We start from the raw sequence: 17,368 nt of genomic DNA, 5'->3' as shown, positions 1-17,368 counted from the left end.
ATCTTCTTCATTGGAACGGCACCGACAGATTGAGATAGACGAAGCGGCGGCGCTCGCGCACCCCGTCGTAGGGATGGCTCGCGATGCCCAGGCCGTAGGCCAGCGTGGCCGAACGGCCGAACACCCATTCGTGGCCGTAGCGCAGCGACCAGAGCGCTCCGCCGCCGAAACCCTGCTGCCGGTAGCCGCCGGCCTCGACGCCGAAGACATGCGAGAAGCGGCGGTCGTCGCGCTTCCAGCCCAGGTACTTGCCGGTCAGGCCGACCTGCAGCGCGCTCTCGCGGCGCGGCGCGAAGTAGTCGACGTCCTGGCGGTCGTAGCGCCCGGTCTCGCCCGAGAGCGTGCCTTCGAGCTGGAAGCGCGGGCCGCTCACGAGGCGCTCGCGCCAGCTCAGGCCGAAGCCGTCGCGCGCGTTCCCATCGCTGAAGTCCATGCGCTGGTAGCGGGCCTCGAAGGCGCGCGACTCGTTGACCACGTAGGTGGCGCCGAGCTCGGCCGAATGCGCGCCGACGTTCGCCAGCCGCGCCTTCCAGGGCGTGTCGAGGCTGTTCGAGTCGAAGCGCGCCGAGAAGCGCCAACTGTCGCTGGCACGCCAGTCCACGCCGAGCGCGAGGCCGGTGCGGTAGCGGCCCTTGTCGGCCTGGTGCAACTCGGCGCTGGCGCGCCAGCGGCCCTGCAGGTATTCGACGCCGACGCCGGTGCGCGACAGGTCGATGTTGCCCAGCGAGGTGTCGCCGCGCGCGAACACCTGGCGGAAGAACAGGCGCCAGCGGTCGTCCCACAGTGGCGACGAGAGCTTGGAGTCGACGCGCCAGTCGCGGTCGGCCAGCACGCTGCTGCCGTGGCCCTGGCCGTAGTCGGCATCGACATCGAGCCGCGCCGCGTAGAGCGTGTCGCGCTGCGTGACGGCATTGCGCACGGCGATCGATTCGGGGGCCTCGGCCTGCAGGCTCTCGGTCAGTTCGCGGCCGGCGCGCATCTCGCCGGCATCGAACAGCGCGCCCGCGTAGCCGGCGCGCGCGGCCACGTCCCACGGATGGTCGACCAGCGTCTCGCGGTAGCGGCCCAGCGCCTCGTCGGGCTTGTCGCGCAGCTTCATGGTCTCGGCCAGGCCCGAGCGGAAGCCCGCGTTGAGCGGCGCGAGCGAGGTCAGGCCGCGGAAGCTGGTCTCGGCCTGCCAGGGCCGCTCGGTGTAGAGCTGGTAGAGCGCGCGCAGGTTGCGCACCTCGGCGTACTCGGGGTTGGGCCGGCCCTGCTCGGGCGTGAGCCGCAGCAGCGGCGGCGTGGCCTGCTCGAGCTTCTGCAGCAGGGCCTCGGCGTCCTCGAAGCGCGCGGTGTCGAGGTAGGCATAGACCAGGCCGGTGTGGGTGTCGCTGGGCACGGGGATGGCATCGCCGCCACTGCGCAGCGCCTCCTCGTAGATCGGCACGGCAAGGTCGGAGCGGCGCTGCTGCTGGTAGGCGCCGGCCACGTCGGACAGCGCGTAGTAGGGCAGCGGCTGCTGCGGATGCTCGGCCTGCCAGCGCTCGTAGGCGGCCGTCACCTCGGGGAAGCGGCCGCGCGCGGAGACGGCGAGCAGGTGGTCGGCATAGAGGCGCAGGTACAGCGCCTTCCAGCGTTCGAGCGCGTCCGCTTCGTTGGACTGCGTGGCGCGCTGCACCGCATCGGCGGCCCCCTGCAGCTCGTTCGGATAGAGCGGCAGCAGTGCGTCGATGGACTCGAAGCGCTCGGGGCCCTCGCCGCCGCGCTGGTCGCGCTCCGCGATGGCCCAGCGCAGCCGCTGGCCCAGCGCCTGCTGGCGCAGGCTCGCGAGCTCGAAGGCATTGAAGCTGCCGGGCGCGGCGCGCTCGGCGGCTTCGGCCTGCGCCAAAGCCTCGGTCAGCGAGCCCTGGTCCTCGAGCGCGAAGGCGTTCTCGCGCCGCACGATGCGCTGCGTGGGCTGCAACGCGGTGAGCTGGAGTTGCAGGATGCGGTCGTCGACGCGGCGCGCGGCGACGAACGCGGACTCGAAGGCATAGCCCGCGAGGCGGTCGAGCGGCACGGCGCGCGCCCATCCCACGGATTCCCGTGGGTTGTCGGCCTGCAGCGCCCACACCACGCCGTCGGACGCGATGCGCTCGCGCTGGGCCGCGGTCGCGGCGCGCGGGAACCAGGCCCGCAGCGCATCGAGCGCCGCGGCCGGTGTCGCGCTGCCGGCGCGCACCCGTTCGACGAGCGCGTCGTGGGCGGAGGTTTCGTAACCCGCGGCGGCGGCGTCAGCCGAGGGGCGGGAAGAGGATGTCGAGACACCGGGGCGCTCCACCACCTGTGCCCTGACCTGCGGGCTCGCACCGGCCCACCCCGCCGCGACAAGCAATGCTGCGGCGGAGAGGGGGAAGGTGGAACGAAGGAAGGTCGGGTGAGGTTGGGTGCGTGCGGGGTGTGTGACAGCGTGGTGAGGTTTCTTTCTCAAGGTCCAGATGCGATTGGTTATTCGGTTGAACCTTATCGCCGGGCCTCCGAGCCACGCTGTAGGAAATAGTCAAAAGACCTCGCCGATCCGTAAGGGAGCGTAAAAGGCCGAGGTCCCTGAATCCAGGGGCTTCAACGCTGCGTACGCCATGGGCGTACGCAGCGTCACTCGGCCTCGGTGCGGCGATACGTTCGCTTTCCGAATGACATCCATGAAACGGGAGGTGTCGGCTGCGACGAAGCCTTTGGTTCAACAGCGCCGGCCCTTCCCGGGCGCGCCCATGCGCCCCGGCCAAAAAAAAACCATCGGGCCGCGGGTGCGGCTGCCGATGGCGTCAAGTCGATCGATCGCGCGGTTGTTGTCGGGTGTGGCCGATCGATCGACGGGGGTAGGGTTCAGGTCGGACGCGGGATCAGACGCGCTCTCAGGATCAGCGCGATGCCCTGGCCGACGCCGATGCACATGGTGCACAGCGCATAGCGGCCGCCGCTCTTGTGCAGCTGGTTGACCGCGGTCGTCGCGAGGCGCGCGCCGCTGGCACCGAGCGGATGGCCCAGCGCGATCGCGCCGCCGTTGACGTTGACGCGCGCGTCGTCGTCTTTCAGGCCCAGCAGGCGCAGCACCGCGAGGCCCTGCGCGGCGAAGGCCTCGTTGAGCTCGATCACGTCGATCTGGTCGAGCGTGAGGCCGGTGAGCGCCAGCACCTTCTGCGTGGCGGGCGCCGGGCCGATGCCCATGATGCGCGGCGCGACACCGGCGGTGGCCATGCCCACGATGCGCGCGCGCGGCGTGAGGCCGTGCTTGGCGGCGCTGGCCTCGTCGGCCAGCAGCAGCGCGCAGGCGCCGTCGTTCACGCCGCTGGCATTGCCGGCGGTCACGGTGCCGTCGGGCCGCACCACGCCCTTGAGCTTGGCCAGCGCTTCGAGGCTGGTCTCGCGCGGATGCTCGTCCTTGTTCACGACGATCGCATCGCCCTTCTTCTGCGGCACGCTCACCGGCACGATCTCGGCGTCGAAGAAGCCGGCCTTCTGCGCGGCCACGGCGCGCAGCTGCGAGTTCAGCGCCATCCGGTCCTGCGCCTCGCGCTCGATCTTGTAGTCGGTGGCCACGTTCTCGGCCGTCTCGGGCATCGAGTCGACGCCGTACTGCGCCTTCATGAGCTTGTTGACGAAGCGCCAGCCGATGGTGGTGTCGTAGACCGCGTTGTTGCGGCTGAAGGCGCTCTCGGCCTTGGGCATCACGAAAGGCGCGCGGCTCATGCTCTCGACGCCGCCCGCGATCATCAGGCCGGCCTCGCCGGCGCGGATGGCGCGCGCCGCGCTGCCCACGGCATCGAGGCCCGAGCCGCACAGGCGGTTGATGGTGGCGCCCGGCACCTCGATCGGCAGGCCGGCCAGCAGCGAGGCCATGCGCGCGACGTTGCGGTTGTCCTCGCCGGCCTGGTTGGCGCAGCCGTACAGCACGTCGGTCACGGCCTGCCAGTCGACGTTCTTGTTGCGCTCGATCAGCGCCCTGAGCGGCACCGCGCCGAGGTCGTCGGTGCGCACGCTCGAGAGCGCGCCGCCGTAGCGGCCGAAGGGTGTGCGCACGGCGTCGCAGATGAAGGCTTGGTTGGTCATGGTGTTGTCTCTCGGAAAGTGAAGAACGATGTGGCTGTCCGCGTCAGGCGGCGATCGGCAGACCCACGAGCTTCTCGAGCTCCGCATGCTCGAGCCCGTCGACCTTGTCGACCAGCTTCAGGCCCTGCGGCGTGCATTCGAGCGTGGCGAGGTCGGAGTACACGCGCTTCACGCAGCCGATGCCGGTCAGCGGGTAGCTGCAGGTCTCGACGATCTTGCTCTCGCCCTTCTTGGTCAGCAGGTCCATCATGACCCAGGTCTGCTTGGCGCCGATCGCGAGGTCCATCGCGCCGCCCACCGCGGGAATGGCGCCGGCCTCGCCGGTGCTCCAGTTCGCGAGGTCGCCGGTGGCCGAGACCTGGAAGGCGCCGAGCACGCAGATGTCGAGGTGGCCGCCGCGCATCATCGCGAAGCTGTCGGCATGGTGGAAGAAGGCGCCGCCGGGCAGCAGCGTCACCGGCTGCTTGCCGGCGTTGATCAGGTCGTAGTCCTCCTCGCCGGCCTCGGGCGCGGGGCCCATGCCGAGGATGCCGTTCTCGCTGTGCAGGATGACCTCACGGCCGGCCGGCAGGTGGTTGGCCACCAGCGTGGGCTGGCCGATGCCGAGGTTGACGACGGCGCCGTCGAAGATGTCCTGCGCCACGCGGGCGGCCAGCTGGTCCTTGGTGCGACGGGTGTAGCTCATGGTCATGCCTCCTTCTTGAAGCCGCCGGCCTGCGTGGCGACGCGCTCGATGCGCACCACCTTGTGCACGAAGATGCCGGGGGTGACGATGGTTTCGGGGTCCATGGTGCCGAGCTCGGCGATGTCGTGCACCGTGGCGACGGTCTTCTTCGCGGCCATGGCCATCACCGGGCCGAAGTTGCGCGCGGCCTTGCGGTAGACCAGGTTGCCCCAGCGGTCGCCGCGCTCGGCCTTGATCAGCGCCACGTCGCCGTGGATCGGGTACTCGAGCACGTACTGCTTGCCATCGATCTCGCGGGTTTCGCGGTTGCCCGCGAGCTCGGTGCCGTAGCCCGTGGGGCAGAAGAAGGCGCCGATGCCGGCACCGGCCGCGCGGATGCGCTCGGCCAGGTTGCCCTGCGGCACCAGCTCGAGCTCGAGCTTGCCGCTGCGGTACAGCGCATCGAAGACGTGGCTGTCGGCCTGGCGCGGGAAGCTGCAGATGATCTTGCGCACGCGGCCGGCCTTGAGCAGCGCGGCGAGGCCGGTGTCGCCGTTGCCGGCGTTGTTGTTGACCACCGTCAGGTCGCGCGCGCCCTGCTCGATGAGGCCGTCGATGAGTTCGCCGGGAATGCCGGCGGTGCCGAAGCCGCCGATGAGAACGGTGGCGCCGTCGGCCACGCCCGCGAGGGCGTCGGCGATGGAGGGCGCGATCTTGTCGATCATGGATCTGTCTCCGAAGAAGGATGGTGCAGAGGCGGGAAGACGGTTGTCGCTGCGCGTCTTTGGGAAATCTATTTTGTTCGTATATCGAACATCTGTTCGTATAATGAATTCTAGAGAGGATCGATACCCATGGCAACCCGCCCCCTTGCGCCCCCCGAGACGCCCGCCCCCGGCGACAGCTACGTGCAGTCCTTCGCGCGCGGCCTGCAGGTGATCCGTTCGTTCAGCGCGAGCGCGCCGCACCAGACGCTCAGCGAGGTAGCGGCCGCCAGCGGCCTCACGCGCGCGGGCGCGCGCCGCATCCTGCTCACGCTGCAGACGCTGGGCTACGTGGTCAGCGACGGCAAGCTGTTCACGCTCACGCCGCGCATCCTCGACCTGGGCTTCGCCTACCTGTCGTCGATGCCGATCTGGAACCGCGCCGAGCCCGTGATGGAGGCGCTGGTGCAGCAGGTGCAGGAGTCGTGCTCGGCCGCGGTGCTCGACGCCACCGACATCGTCTACGTGCTGCGCGTGCCGACGCAGAAGATCATGCGCATCAGCCTCGGCGTGGGCTCGCGGCTGCCGGCCTACTGCACCTCGCTGGGCCGGCTGCTGCTGGCCGACCTACCCGACGAGGAGGTGCGCGCGCGGCTCGAGGCCTCGGCAATCGAGCCGCTGACCAAGCACACGGTGACCGACATCGACGCGCTGCTGGCCAAGGTGGCGCAGGCGCGGCGCCAGCAGTGGTGCCTGGTGAACCAGGAGCTGGAAGAAGGCCTGATCTCGGTGGCCGCGCCGATCGTCGACCGCGCGGGCCGCATGGTGGCCGCGCTCAACATCAGCGGCCAGGCCAACCGCACCAGCGCGAAGGTGATGCAGGACAGCATGCTGCCCGCGCTGCGCGAGGCGGCGCAGCGGATCTCGAGCCTGCTGTGAGCCGGCGCTGCGCTCTCAGGCGCCGCCGTCCTCCCCATCCTCCATCTCGAAGGGCGCGACCTGCCGCCCGTCGATGTCGGTGAAGCCGTACTCGCGCGCCAGGTCGCCCACGCGCAGCGCGCGGCCGGTCTTGTGCATCACGTTCGCGTCGCCGGCCAGCGCCACGATGGCGCGCCCGATGTAGCGCGGCGATTCGGTGCGCGCGAGCGCGGGCCGCTCGTGCCAGTGCGCCTCGTCGGTCTGGTGGCCGGCCAGCACGAACTCGGTGCGCATCCAGCCCGGCGACACCGCCACCGAGGCCACGCCGTGCGCGCGCAGGTCCTGCGCCATGCCGAAGGCCAGCCGCGTCATCGCGGCCTTGGCGAGGTCGTAGAACAGGCTGCCGCGCAGGTAGCGGTCGCGGTCCCAGAAGGTGGTGGTGGCGATCAGGCCATGGCCCTGGCGCACCAGCAGCGGCGCGGCGCAGCGGCTGGCCACGAGATGGTTGCGCACGCCGCGGTCGAACATGGCCTCCCAGTTCGACAGCGGATGCTCCCAGAACGGCGCCTCGAACACGCCGTTGAAGCTCTCGTGGCCGCCCCAGGCGTTGTTGACCAGCAGGTCGAGCCGGCCGGCCTCGCGCTCGACGCGCGCGAACAGCTCGCGTACCTGCGCTTCGTCGGTGTGGTCGCAGCGCACGGCCACGCCCTGCCCGCCCAGGCGCGTGACCTCCTCGGCCGTGTCCTCGATGCTGCCGGGCACGCGCTGCAGGCCCGACAGCGCGAGGATCTGGCCGTAGCTGTCGGCGGGCTGCGCGCGTGTGCTGCGGCCCGTGACGTAGACGGTGGCGCCGGCCGCGCCGAGTTCGAGCGCGATGCCGCGCCCCGCGCCGCGGCTCGCGCCCGTGACCACGGCCACGCGGCCTTGCAGGGAGGGCAATGCATTCGGCTGGTCGTTCATCGTTCGGCCCGCTGAAAAGGAAAGAAGCGCCGAAGGTAGCGCCGCCTCAGGCGGGCGTCTTGGAAGAACCCGCAATCGCGCGGCCCAGGAACTCGGTGGGCGTGACGCCGCACAGCGCGCGGAACTCGTTGGCCATGTGCGACTGGTCGTAGAAGCCGCTGTCGACCGCCACCTCGGCCCAGGCCGGCATCGGCGTGGCACGCAGCGCGCGCAGGCAGCCATGCATGCGCGCGAGCCGGCGCCAGGCGCGCGGCGAGAGGCCGACCTGCGCATGGAACAGCTGCTGCAGCCGGCGCTCGCCCAGGCCGACCGCCTCGGCCACCTCGCGCAGCGGACGCCGGCCGGCCGAGGCCGCGATCAGCTGCGCGGCCTGCAGCGCGCCCGGATGCAGGCCCAGCCTTGACTGCGCGCGGCCGTCGGCCTCGGCGAGGCGGCGGCACAGCGCGGCATCGAGCAGCGCGACGCGCGCGGCGTCATCGGGTGCCTCGGCCATGCGCTCGAGCAGCTGCGCGCCGGCGCCGCGCCAGAGTTCGTCGAGGTGCAGCACGCGGCCCGCGAGTTCGCCCGCGGGCAGGCCGAGCAGCAGGGCCGCGGCGCCGGGCCGCAGGGTGATCGACAGGCCTTCCATGCGCTTGCGCAGCCGCACCAGCACGGCCTCGGCCGAGGCGCCGATGGCCTCGACGGCCAGCCCCTCGGCGCCGTTGGCCGAGGGCGCGTCGCCGAGGTTGAAGACCAGCCGCGCGGCACCGTCGGGCAGCACGCGCTCGAGCACCTCCTCGCCCTCGGCGAAGCGCTCGCGGTACACGAGGATGTGGGCGACATGCGGGCGCAGCGGTGCGCTGGCGGCGAAGGAACGCACCGCGCTACCGGGCGCGTCCATCGGCGGCCCCAGCACGGGGCCGTCGTCGAGATGGAGGAAAAGGCGCTCGCTCATGCCGGTCGGTCCGGTATCGGGCCGGCCAGCATGCCACAGGCGACGCTCAACCCTCGGCGTGGATGCCCTTCATCAGGATCACGCCGCCCAGCCGCGCGGTGTCGGCGCGCATGCGGCGCGCCAGCGCGTCGGGCGAACCGGGCTGGGCCTGCCAGCCGGTCTTGAGCAGCGCCTCGCGCACCTCGTCCGTGCTGATGACCTCGACCAGCGCGGCATTGAGCCTGGCCAGCGCGGCCTTGTTCATGCCCGCGGGCGCGGCCAGCGCGGTCCAGATCTCGAGGTCGGCGCCGCGCACGTCGGCATCGCGGATGGTCGGCAGATCGGGCACCAGCGGGCTGCGCTCGGGCGAGGTCACGCCGATGGCCTTGAGCTTGCCCGAACGCACGTGCGGCATCGCGAGCGCGGGCGGCAGCAGCGCGAGCTGGATCTCGCCCGCGAGCAGGCCCGCGATCACCTGCGGATTGCCGGTGTAGGGCTTGTGCTGCGCGGTGATGGCCGAGCGGCTCTTGAGCAGTTCCATGCCCAGGTGGCCCACCGTGCCCACGCCTGGCGTGCCGTACTTGCCGCCGCTGCCGAGGTTGCGCACCCACAGCAGGTGGTCGGCCGCGGTCTTGCCGGTGGCATTGCCCGACACGGCCAGCACCAGCGGCGCGGTGCCGACCATGCCGACCGGCGCGAAGTCCTTCTCGGGATCGAAGGAGATCTTGGGATTGAGCAGCTTCGCGATCGTGAGGTTGCCGTTGATCAGCGCGCCGATGGTGTGGTCGTCGGTGGCCTTGGCGACCTGGTCGGCCACGATGTTGCCGCTCTCGCCGGGCTTGTTCTCGACCAGCACGGGCTGGCGCAGGATCTTGGCGAGCGGCTCGGCGATGGCGCGCGCCAGCAGGTCGGGCGAGGCGCCGGTCGGGAAGCCGACCAGCAGTTTCACGGGCTTGGTGGGCCAGGCGGCTTCGCCGGCGCGCGGCTTGTCCTGGGCCAGGGCGAACGGGGGAAGCAGCGAGGCGGCCAGCGCGGCGGCGCCGCCCTCGAGCAGGCGGCGTTTGGTGATCGTCACGGGAGGAACTCCGGGTGGAAGCGGCGGAGCCCTAATTGTAAACAGATCGTTACAAGAATGCTGCATCGCAGCGCGAAATCACGGCTTGCCGGCGACCAGCCTGCGCTGCGTGGGAAACAGCGACCAGCCCCAGCGCTGCTGCGCGAAACCCCACAGCCCCTGCTTGAAGAACAGCGTGGTCACGATCGCGAGCAGCCCGAGCCCCAGCAGGTACCAGGTGCCGTAGTCGCTGAGGAACTTGTTGAGCGCCCAGAAGACGAGCGCGCCGACCAGCGGCCCTTCGATGCGGCCGATGCCGCCGATCACCACCATGAAGATCGCGAACGCGCTCCAGTTGACGCTGAAGGCCGCGTCGGGGCTGATGCGCAGGTTGCCGACGAAGTACAGCGCCCCCGCGAGCCCCGCGCCGAAGGCCGCGACGCCGTACACCGCGAGCTTCATGCGCGCCACCGGGACGCCCTGCGACTCGGCCGCCACCTCGTTGTCGCGGATCGCCAGCAGCGCCAGGCCGCGCTTGCTGCGCAGGAACAGGTAGACCAGCGCCACCGCCGCCACCACGCAGCCCAGCGCCATCCAGTAGGTGACGCTCTCGCGCGTGGCCTTGTCGATGCCGCGCAGCGCCGTCAGCGTGGTGCCCGAGCCGCCGCCCACCGCCGACACGTTGGCGAAGCTCAGGCGGAACACCTCGGCGATGACCCAGGTGCCGATCGCGAAGTAGCCGCCCGAGAGCCGGAACGCGATGAACGAGACCGGAATCGCGACCAGCCCCGCGGCCAGCGCGCCGAGCGGAATCGCGACGAAGGGGTTGAGCCCCGCGAAGTTGCCGAGCACCAGCATCGCGTAGCCGCCGAAGCCGAAGAAGGCCTGCTGCCCGATGCTGACCATGCCGCCATAGCCCGCGAGCAGGTTCCACATCATCGCGAAGATGAAGTAGCAAGCGATCTCGACGAACTCGCGCATCCAGCTCGACTCGCCCCACAAGGGCAGGCTGGCGGCGACGAGGACCAGCGCGATGCCGACGGCGAGCGCGCCGCGGCTGGCGGCGGTGGCGCGCTCGACCGCGACGAAGGAAGGGGTGGCGGGAGTCGTCATCGGCGTCATCCGCGCGTCTTGGGAAAAAGGCCCTGCGGCCGGAACACGAGCACCGCGAGGAACACGATGTGCCCGAACCAGATGCCCCAGCCCGGATCGAGGCGGAAGCCCACCTGCTGCGCGATGCCGAGGATCATGGCGCCGGCCAGCGTGCCCCAGAACGAGCCCATGCCGCCGATGATCACGGCCTCGAAGGCGAACAGCAGCAGCAGCGGGCCGTCCGACGGCGACACCGTGGTGCGCATGCCCTGCAGCGCGCCTGCCAGCGCGATCAGCACGAAGGCGATGGCGGTCGCGAAGGCATAGACCTTCTTCGCATCGAGCCCCATGAGCTCGGCGATCTCGCGGTCGTCCGACACGGCGCGGAACGACCGGCCCAGCGCGGTGTGCGCGAACAGCCATTGCAGCGCGCCGGTGGCCACGAGCGCCACGGCCAGCACGATCAGCGGCAGCACGCCGAGCGACAGCGATTCGCCGAGCGCCAGGCCGCGCGTGCCGAGGCCGCCGGTCTCGATGGCGCGCGGATCGGCCGAGAACAGCTCGAGCAGCAGGTTCTGGATCACGATCGACAGGCCGAAGGTGACGACCAGCGAGGGCAGCGGGTCCTTGCCCAGCGTGCCGTTGAGCACCCAGCGCTGCAGCGCGTAGCCGAAGCCGAAGGCCACCGGCAGCACCGCGAGCGCGACCAGCCACGGCGCCGCATCGCCGGCCAGCGACACGCCCGCGATCACCGCGAAGGCGCCGAGGATGATGAAGTCGCCCTGCGCCGTGTTGGTGAGCCGCATGACGCCGAACATCAGCGACTGGCCGAGCGCGAACAGCGTGTAGAGGCCGCCGAGCAGCACGCCCTGGAGCAGGGTCTCAAGCATGGGCGGCCTCGATGCCGAAATAGGCCTGCGCGATCTGCTCGCGCGTGAGATCGGCCGACAGGCCCTCGAGCGACACGCGGCCTTCCTGGAAGCAGTAGACACGCCGCGAGACCTGGCGCGCCATCGTCACGTCCTGTTCGACGATCACCACCGTCATGCCCTCGGCCGTGATGCCGGGCATGGCCGCGTAGATCTCGCGGATGACGACCGGCGCGAGGCCCAGCGAGAGTTCGTCGCACAGCAGCACGTCGGGATTGCTCATGAGCGCGCGGCCCAGCGCCACCATCTGCTGCTGGCCGCCCGACAGCGAGGTGCCGGGCTGGCGGCGCTTCTCGGCCAGGATGGGGAACAGGCCGTAGAGACGCTGCAGGTTCCACGGGCCCGGGCGCCCCGCGGTGGCGCCCATCAGCAGGTTCTCTTCCACGCTGAGGCTGGGGAACAGCCGGCGGCCCTCGGGCACCAGCGCGAGGCCGCGCCGCACGATCTCGCTAGGCGGCAGGCCGCCGATGGCCTCGCCCCTGAAACGGATCGCCTCGCGCGGCGCGCGCACCAGGCCCGTGAGGCTCTTGAGGAAGGTCGACTTGCCCGCGCCGTTGGCGCCGATGATCGCGACCAGTTCGCCGGCGGCGAGCGCGAAGTCGATGCCGAACAGGGCCTGGGCGTCGCCGTAGAAGGCCTGCAGGCCGTGGGTGGTGAGCAAGGCGGTCATGGTCTTTGCTCCCTCCCCCTCTGGGGGAGGGTCGGGGTGGGGGCAGGCGGCGTTGGAATGGTGGCGCTGTCGTGCCCCCATCCCAGCCCTCCCCCAGAGGGGGAAGGAGCCAGGCGGTGCGCGCTCATGCTTCCATCCCCATGTACACGCGCCGCACCTCCGGATCGTTCATCACCGCGCGCGGTTCGCCCTCGGCCAGCTTCTGCCCGAAGTTGATGACGAACAGCCGGTCGGCCAGCGACAGCACCGCATGCACCACGTGCTCGATCCAGATCATGGTCACGCCGCGCGCCTTGATGCGCCGCAGCTCACCCACCAGCACCGCGGCCTCGGGCTCGGTGAGCCCGCCCGCGATCTCGTCGAGCAGCAGCAGCCGCGGCTTGGTCGCGAGCGCGCGCGCGAGCTCGAGCCGCTTGCGGTCGAGCAGTCGCAGCCCGCCGGCCGGCGCATTGGCCTGCGCCATCAGCCCGGTCTGCGCCAGCACCTCGTGCGCGGTGCGCCAGGCCTCGCGCTCGGTCTGCTGCCCGCCGAAGCAGGCCGCGGTCACGAGGTTCTCGAACACGCTCATGTTCCCGAAGGGCTGCGGCACCTGGTAGCTGCGGCCGATGCCGGCGCGGCAGCGCTGGTGCGGACGCAGCCGCGTCACGTCGCGGCCCGCATAGTCGACCCGGCCCGCGTCGGCGCGCACGTCGCCCGAGATCAGGTTGAACAGCGTGGTCTTGCCCGCGCCGTTGGGGCCGAGGATGCCCAAGGTCTCGCCCTCGGCCACCGCGAGCGTGATGCCGTCGGTGACCTTGAGCGCGCCGTAGAACTTGCTCACGCCATGCAGTGCCAGCAGCGCCATGGCGGTCAGAGCGCGCGCAGCTTGCCGCCGGTGGGAATGGCCGGCGCGGCCTCGTTGTTCACGAGGGTGAGCTCCACCTTGTACTTCGTTCCCTTGCCCCACTGGCCGAGCACCAGCGGCGTCTTGCTGACGTTCCTGAACGGCCCCTGGCCGCCCCACTTGACCGGGCCGACCACCGACTGGATCGAGGTCGCGGCCACGGCATCGCGCACGTCGGCGGCCTTCAGCGACTTCGCGCGGCCCAGCGCGTTGGCCGCCACCTCGAACAGCGCATGCGCGAAGCCGATCGGCTGCGTCCACTGCTTCTTCGTGCCGGCCTCGTAGGCCTCGGCCAGCGCCTTCGCGCTCTGCTTCGTGAGGCTCGATGCGAAGGGATGCGAGGGACTCCACCAGACCTCGGTCGAGAGGCCGTCGCCGAGTTCGCCCAGCGCTTCGATCGCGCCCGGGAACAGCAGCGCCTTGCCAAGCGTGATCGCCTTCGGCCTGAAGCCCTGCTGCCGCGCCTGCGTGAGGAAGGTCTTGGCATCGGGCGGGATCACCACGCCGGTGACGATCTCCACGCCCTCCTTCTTGAAGGCCGCGATCTGCGCGCTGAAGTCCTGCGTGCCGTTCTGGAAGCGGCCCGGGTCGGTGAGCGTGAAGCCCATCTGCGCGAGCGGCTTCGGAAAGCCCAGCTCCTTGTCGCCCCAGGCGTTGCCGTCGCCGTCGTTCGGGAACAGGCCGCCCACCTTCTTGTTGGTGGCCAGCGTCTTCCAGCCGCTGGTGAAGTTGGCGATGACGTCCTCGAGGCCCCAGAACAGGTGGTAGGTCCAGTCGAAGCCCTTGGCCGGATCGCCCTTGCGGCCGAAGAACCAGGGCTGCCACGGCACCACGCTCGAGATGCAGGGCACCTCGTTGAGCTCGCAGGCATCGCTGACCGGGTTCGCGGTCTCGGGCGTGCCGGCCGTGAGCACCAGCGCCACCTTGTCCTTGAGGATCAGGTCGTTCGCGACCTCGCCCGCGCGGTTCGGGTTCGACTGGCTGTCCTTGAGCACGATCTGCACCGCGTACTTGCGGCCGCCGACCGCGATGCCGTCCTTGAAGGCGGCCTTCATCTGGTCGATGACCCACTTGTCGGCCTCGCCGAAGGGCGCGAGCGGGCCGGTCTGCGGCGACACATAGCCGATCTTGAGCGTGTCGGCCGCGAACGCCAGCGGTGTCGCGCCCGCGGCGACGAGCGCCGCGGTGGCCTGGGTGAATTGCCTGCGATTGAATGTCATGGCTGTCTCCTGTTCTTGTGTCTGCGGATGCCGCTCTGCCGAAACTCAGCGCGCGAAGTGCGGCGGTATCCGCGCGTCGACGTTGACCCACACGCTCTTGACCTGCGTGTACTCGCGCATCGCGTCGAATCCCATCTCGCGGCCATAGCCGCTCTGGCCCACGCCGCCGAAGGGCGAGCCGGGGTTCACGCGCTTGTAGCTGTTGATCCAGACCATGCCGGCGTGCAGCTCGCGCGCCACCTTGTGGGCGCGCTGCAGGTCCTTGGTCCACAGGCCCGATCCCAGGCCGTAGTCGGTGCCGTTGGCGATGCGCATCGCCTCCTCGTCGTCCTTGAAGGTCAGCACGGTGACGAAGGGGCCGAAGACCTCTTCCTGCGCGACGCGGTCGCGGTACGACTTCGCGCGCATCACGGTGGGCTCGACATAGCAGCCCTTGGCGAGATCGCCGCCCGGCGACCGGCCGCCCGCGAGCAGCTCGCCGCCCTCGCCTCGCGCCACGTCGACGTAACTCAGCACGCGCTCGCGGTGCTGGGCGCTGGTCAGCGGGCCCATCTCGGTGTTCTCGTCGAGCGGGTTGCCGAGGCGGATCGACTTGGCGAGCGGAACGAACTGCGCGAGGAATTCGTCGGCGATCCGCTCGTGCAGCATCAGCCGCGAGCCCGCGATGCAGGCCTGCCCCTGGTTGTGGAAGATGGCCCAGGCGCTGCCGTTGACGGCGGCCTGCAGGTTCGCGTCCTCGAACACGATGTTCGGGCCCCTTGCCGCCGAGCTCGAGCTGCACCTTCTTGAGGTTGCCCGCGCTGGCCTGCACGATGCGCCGGCCCGTCGCGGTGCTGCCCGTGAAGGCGATCTTCGCGATCTCGGGATGCTCGGCGATGTACTGGCCCGCCACGCTGCCCAGGCCCGGCAGCATGTTGACCACGCCGGGCGGCAGGCCCGCCTCGGCCATCAGCTCGGCGATGCGCAGCGAACTCAGCGGCGTGATCTCGGCCGGCTTCATCACGATGCAGTTGCCGGCCGCGAGCGCGGGCGCCATCTTCCAGCTCGTGAACATCAGCGGGAAGTTCCACGGCACCACCTGGCCGACGATGCCCACGGGCTCGCGCAGCGTGTAGTTGAGGAAGCCCTCTTCCACCGGAATGGTCTCGCCCTGGAACTTGTCGGCCATGCCGCCGAAGTAGCGGAAGCACGCGGCGGTGCGCGGCACGTCGAGGCGGCGCGAATCGCGGATCGGGTGGCCGGTGTCCAGCGATTCGAGGCGCGCGAGTTCCTCGGCGTTGGCCTCGATCAGGTCGGCGAGCCTGAGCAGGATGCGGCCGCGGTCGGCGGCGGCCATGCGGCTCCATGCCGGGAACGCGCGCTTCGCGGCGGCGACGGCCTTGTCGACGTCGGCCTTGCCCGCGAGCGCGACATCGACGATGGGCGTGTTGTCGTGCGGGTTCAGGGTGGCGAGGGTCTCGCCGGATTCGGCGTCGACGAAGCGGCCGTCGATGAAGAGTTGGTGGCGGATGGACGTGCGCAGGCCTGCCGCGCCGGCAATGTCGTTGGGCTTCATGTTGTTGCCTTGCTCCCTCTCCCCTTGGGGAGAGGGCGGGGGTGAGGGGGAGGTTCGTGGCGCGTCGGCCGCCCTCACCCCAACCCTCTCCCGCGCGCGGGAGAGGGAGCCATTCAGAACTGCACGGGAATCTCTGGCGACTCGCCCTTCTGGATCTCGTACACCAGGCTCGGCGAGCCGTTCTCCCACACCAGCAGCATCGAGCGCTTGGGGCTGAAGCCCTGGTGGCGGCAGTAGGCGGGCATGGCGGCCATGTCGCCGGCCTTCATGATCACGCGCGCCATCGGCTTGCCGGTGTTCTTGTCGCCGCAGTCCCAGTGGATCTCGTCGGTCATCTGGAAGAACCACTCGACGCGGTCGTTGCCGTGGATGATCGGCAGGATGTGCTCCTCGGTCGTCGGGCACATGTAGCTGTGCTTCACCACCGAGGTGAAGCTCGGGTTCCAGGTCACCTGCGAGCGGCTCAGGAAGCCGAACAGATTGAAGGCATGCACCTCGTTCTCGAAGCCGGGCTCGGGATGCAGTTCGGGCTGGTCCTGCGGCACGTCGGCGAAGGCGCGGTTGACCGGCGCGCCGCGCGCGTCGCTGCGCAGGTCGAGGTCGCCCTTCAAACCCACGCAGCGCGTGGCGAGTTCGCGCGCCCGCGTGATCTTGGCCGTGTTGTTGCCGTTCTTGCGGCCGTAGGGCGAGCCGGTTTCCTGCGGCGCGGCGAAGGGATCGAAGCTCTCGTTGGTCCAGTCGTCGAGCATGGCCTCGAAGGTGGCGCGGATCTGGGCGCTCGGGAAGTTCTCGAGCAGGTCGATGCCCGCGTCCTTCATGGTGCCGTTGAAGCTGCCGGCATAGAGGTCGACCGAGTCGTAGTGGTTGACGGTGCCGAACACGCTATCGAAGTTGACCCAGCCGTAGAAGAAGCCCCAGGCCACGTCGCGCATCAGCGCGCGCAGGTAGTTGCCGGCATCCATGGTGTGGCTCATCGGGCGGCCGTCGCGGGTCTGCCAGCCGATGTGGACGAAATACTCGTCGCGGCGGAAGCGGAAGCTGCCGAGCGAGAAGTCCTTGTAGCCGAGCGTGGCGTCGGGTTGCGAGGCGATGACTCGGGCGAGTTCTGCGGGTGCGTTCATGGCGTGTGCTCCTCGTTCGTTCAATGCGACTGGCAGATCTCGGCCCACTTCTCGACCGACAGCTCGCCCTTGCAGGTCTGCAGCACGATCACGCCGGGGCGCGCGCTGCGGAACTGGTAGGCGGTGTTCTTCGGCAGCAGGCCCTGGTGGCCGCGCGAGAGCTTCATCCAGCCCATCTTCTGGCCGCGCGGCTCGCCCTCGACCTGCACGGCGCCGTTCTTCTCGGGGTCGGCCACCTGCTGGGCCGCGTCGAGCTGCACCAGGTGCACCTCGACCTCGCCGTCCATCACCAGCGCGAACTCGTCGTGCGCGCAGGTGAACCAGGGCGAGTGGCCCTCGGCGCGCAGGGTCTCGAGCACGTAGATCTGGTTCTGGCCGAACACCACCTTCTCGTAGGGCCGGCTGTTGTTCGCGATCTCGAAGCAATTGGAGAAGGCGTAGTGACGCACGTCGTCGGCGATCGGCTCGACGTGGCCTTTCTCGTAGTGGGCGAGCGAGCCGAAGCGGGTGCGGTAGGCGGGCCCTTCGTGGACTTGGTGGGTCTGGGTCATGGCGGTCTCCTTGGTTCTGGCTTGGACCGAACTCTAGGAAACAACCGGGGCCGCCGGTAGGGA

Annotated in this window: 15 protein-coding genes and 1 pseudogene; 1 reads left to right on the top strand and 15 read right to left on the bottom strand. The window is 70.3% G+C overall.

Annotated elements, in window-relative coordinates:
• Positions 1–7: 7 nt before the first annotated feature.
• The 4 genes from pgaA to ACHMXE_RS16330 all read right to left on the bottom strand — a co-directional run bounded on the left by pgaA (position 8) and on the right by ACHMXE_RS16330 (position 5,460).
• On the bottom strand, positions 8–2,203 hold the full coding sequence (gene pgaA / locus ACHMXE_RS16345) for a poly-beta-1,6 N-acetyl-D-glucosamine export porin PgaA (protein ID WP_395350216.1): 2,196 nt from the start codon (positions 2,201–2,203) through the stop codon (positions 8–10).
• Between the two features lie 644 nt (positions 2,204–2,847).
• A complete protein-coding gene (gene pcaF, locus ACHMXE_RS16340; RefSeq protein ID WP_395350215.1) occupies positions 2,848–4,071 on the bottom strand; it encodes a 3-oxoadipyl-CoA thiolase in 1,224 nt (407 codons plus the stop codon).
• A gap of 43 nt (positions 4,072–4,114) precedes the next feature.
• Complete coding sequence (locus tag ACHMXE_RS16335) at positions 4,115–4,762, bottom strand: 3-oxoacid CoA-transferase subunit B (protein WP_281080903.1); 648 nt, start codon at positions 4,760–4,762, stop codon at positions 4,115–4,117.
• Complete coding sequence (locus ACHMXE_RS16330) at positions 4,759–5,460, bottom strand: 3-oxoacid CoA-transferase subunit A (RefSeq protein WP_395350214.1); 702 nt, start codon at positions 5,458–5,460, stop codon at positions 4,759–4,761. The genes ACHMXE_RS16335 and ACHMXE_RS16330 overlap by 4 nt, the downstream gene beginning before the upstream one ends.
• 129 nt (positions 5,461–5,589) lie before the next feature.
• On the opposite strand from ACHMXE_RS16330, the gene ACHMXE_RS16325 reads away from it, so the two are divergent.
• Positions 5,590–6,378: an IclR family transcriptional regulator C-terminal domain-containing protein gene (locus ACHMXE_RS16325; protein WP_203202828.1), complete on the top strand. Its 789-nt coding sequence runs from the start codon at positions 5,590–5,592 to the stop codon at positions 6,376–6,378.
• 15 nt (positions 6,379–6,393) lie between these two features.
• Here ACHMXE_RS16325 and ACHMXE_RS16320 read toward each other — a convergent pair whose 3' ends face one another.
• From ACHMXE_RS16320 to ACHMXE_RS16270, 11 genes and pseudogenes are all read right to left on the bottom strand, one after another.
• A complete protein-coding gene (locus ACHMXE_RS16320) occupies positions 6,394–7,317 on the bottom strand; it encodes an SDR family oxidoreductase (RefSeq protein WP_395350213.1) in 924 nt (307 codons plus the stop codon).
• Positions 7,318–7,363: 46 nt separating this feature from the next.
• The gene (locus ACHMXE_RS16315) at positions 7,364–8,251 is read right to left on the bottom strand and encodes a helix-turn-helix domain-containing protein (protein WP_395350212.1); all 888 of its coding nucleotides are present in this window, start codon (positions 8,249–8,251) and stop codon (positions 7,364–7,366) included.
• Between the two features lie 46 nt (positions 8,252–8,297).
• Entirely contained in the window at positions 8,298–9,305 is a 1,008-nt protein-coding gene (locus ACHMXE_RS16310) for a tripartite tricarboxylate transporter substrate binding protein (protein WP_203202831.1), read from the bottom strand.
• A 78-nt stretch (positions 9,306–9,383) separates the two neighbouring features.
• The gene (locus tag ACHMXE_RS16305; RefSeq protein WP_395350210.1) at positions 9,384–10,397 is read right to left on the bottom strand and encodes a branched-chain amino acid ABC transporter permease; all 1,014 of its coding nucleotides are present in this window, start codon (positions 10,395–10,397) and stop codon (positions 9,384–9,386) included.
• 5 nt (positions 10,398–10,402) lie between these two features.
• On the bottom strand, positions 10,403–11,266 hold the full coding sequence (locus ACHMXE_RS16300) for a branched-chain amino acid ABC transporter permease (protein WP_209541960.1): 864 nt from the start codon (positions 11,264–11,266) through the stop codon (positions 10,403–10,405).
• A complete protein-coding gene (locus tag ACHMXE_RS16295) occupies positions 11,259–11,975 on the bottom strand; it encodes an ABC transporter ATP-binding protein (protein ID WP_395350209.1) in 717 nt (238 codons plus the stop codon). The genes ACHMXE_RS16300 and ACHMXE_RS16295 overlap by 8 nt, the downstream gene beginning before the upstream one ends.
• A gap of 124 nt (positions 11,976–12,099) precedes the next feature.
• Entirely contained in the window at positions 12,100–12,819 is a 720-nt protein-coding gene (locus ACHMXE_RS16290; RefSeq protein ID WP_395350208.1) for an ABC transporter ATP-binding protein, read from the bottom strand.
• 5 nt (positions 12,820–12,824) lie between these two features.
• Positions 12,825–14,078 (bottom strand): ABC transporter substrate-binding protein, encoded by a 1,254-nt coding sequence (locus ACHMXE_RS16285; protein WP_395350207.1) that lies wholly within the window; start codon positions 14,076–14,078, stop codon positions 12,825–12,827.
• 45 nt (positions 14,079–14,123) lie between these two features.
• Positions 14,124–15,588: pseudogene (locus ACHMXE_RS16280) on the bottom strand (aldehyde dehydrogenase family protein).
• Between the two features lie 158 nt (positions 15,589–15,746).
• On the bottom strand, positions 15,747–16,754 hold the full coding sequence (locus tag ACHMXE_RS16275) for a hydroxyquinol 1,2-dioxygenase (protein ID WP_209541964.1): 1,008 nt from the start codon (positions 16,752–16,754) through the stop codon (positions 15,747–15,749).
• Positions 16,755–16,774: 20 nt separating this feature from the next.
• The gene (locus ACHMXE_RS16270) at positions 16,775–17,305 is read right to left on the bottom strand and encodes a hydroxyquinol 1,2-dioxygenase (RefSeq protein ID WP_395350206.1); all 531 of its coding nucleotides are present in this window, start codon (positions 17,303–17,305) and stop codon (positions 16,775–16,777) included.
• Between the last annotated feature and the right edge of the window lie 63 nt (positions 17,306–17,368).

The organism is Variovorax sp. UC122_21 (assembly GCF_044056785.1).
Lineage (GTDB): Bacteria > Pseudomonadota > Gammaproteobacteria > Burkholderiales > Burkholderiaceae_C > Variovorax.
The sequence above is the reverse complement of the archived record's forward strand: the minus strand, read 5'-3'. Positions and strand labels throughout refer to the sequence as shown.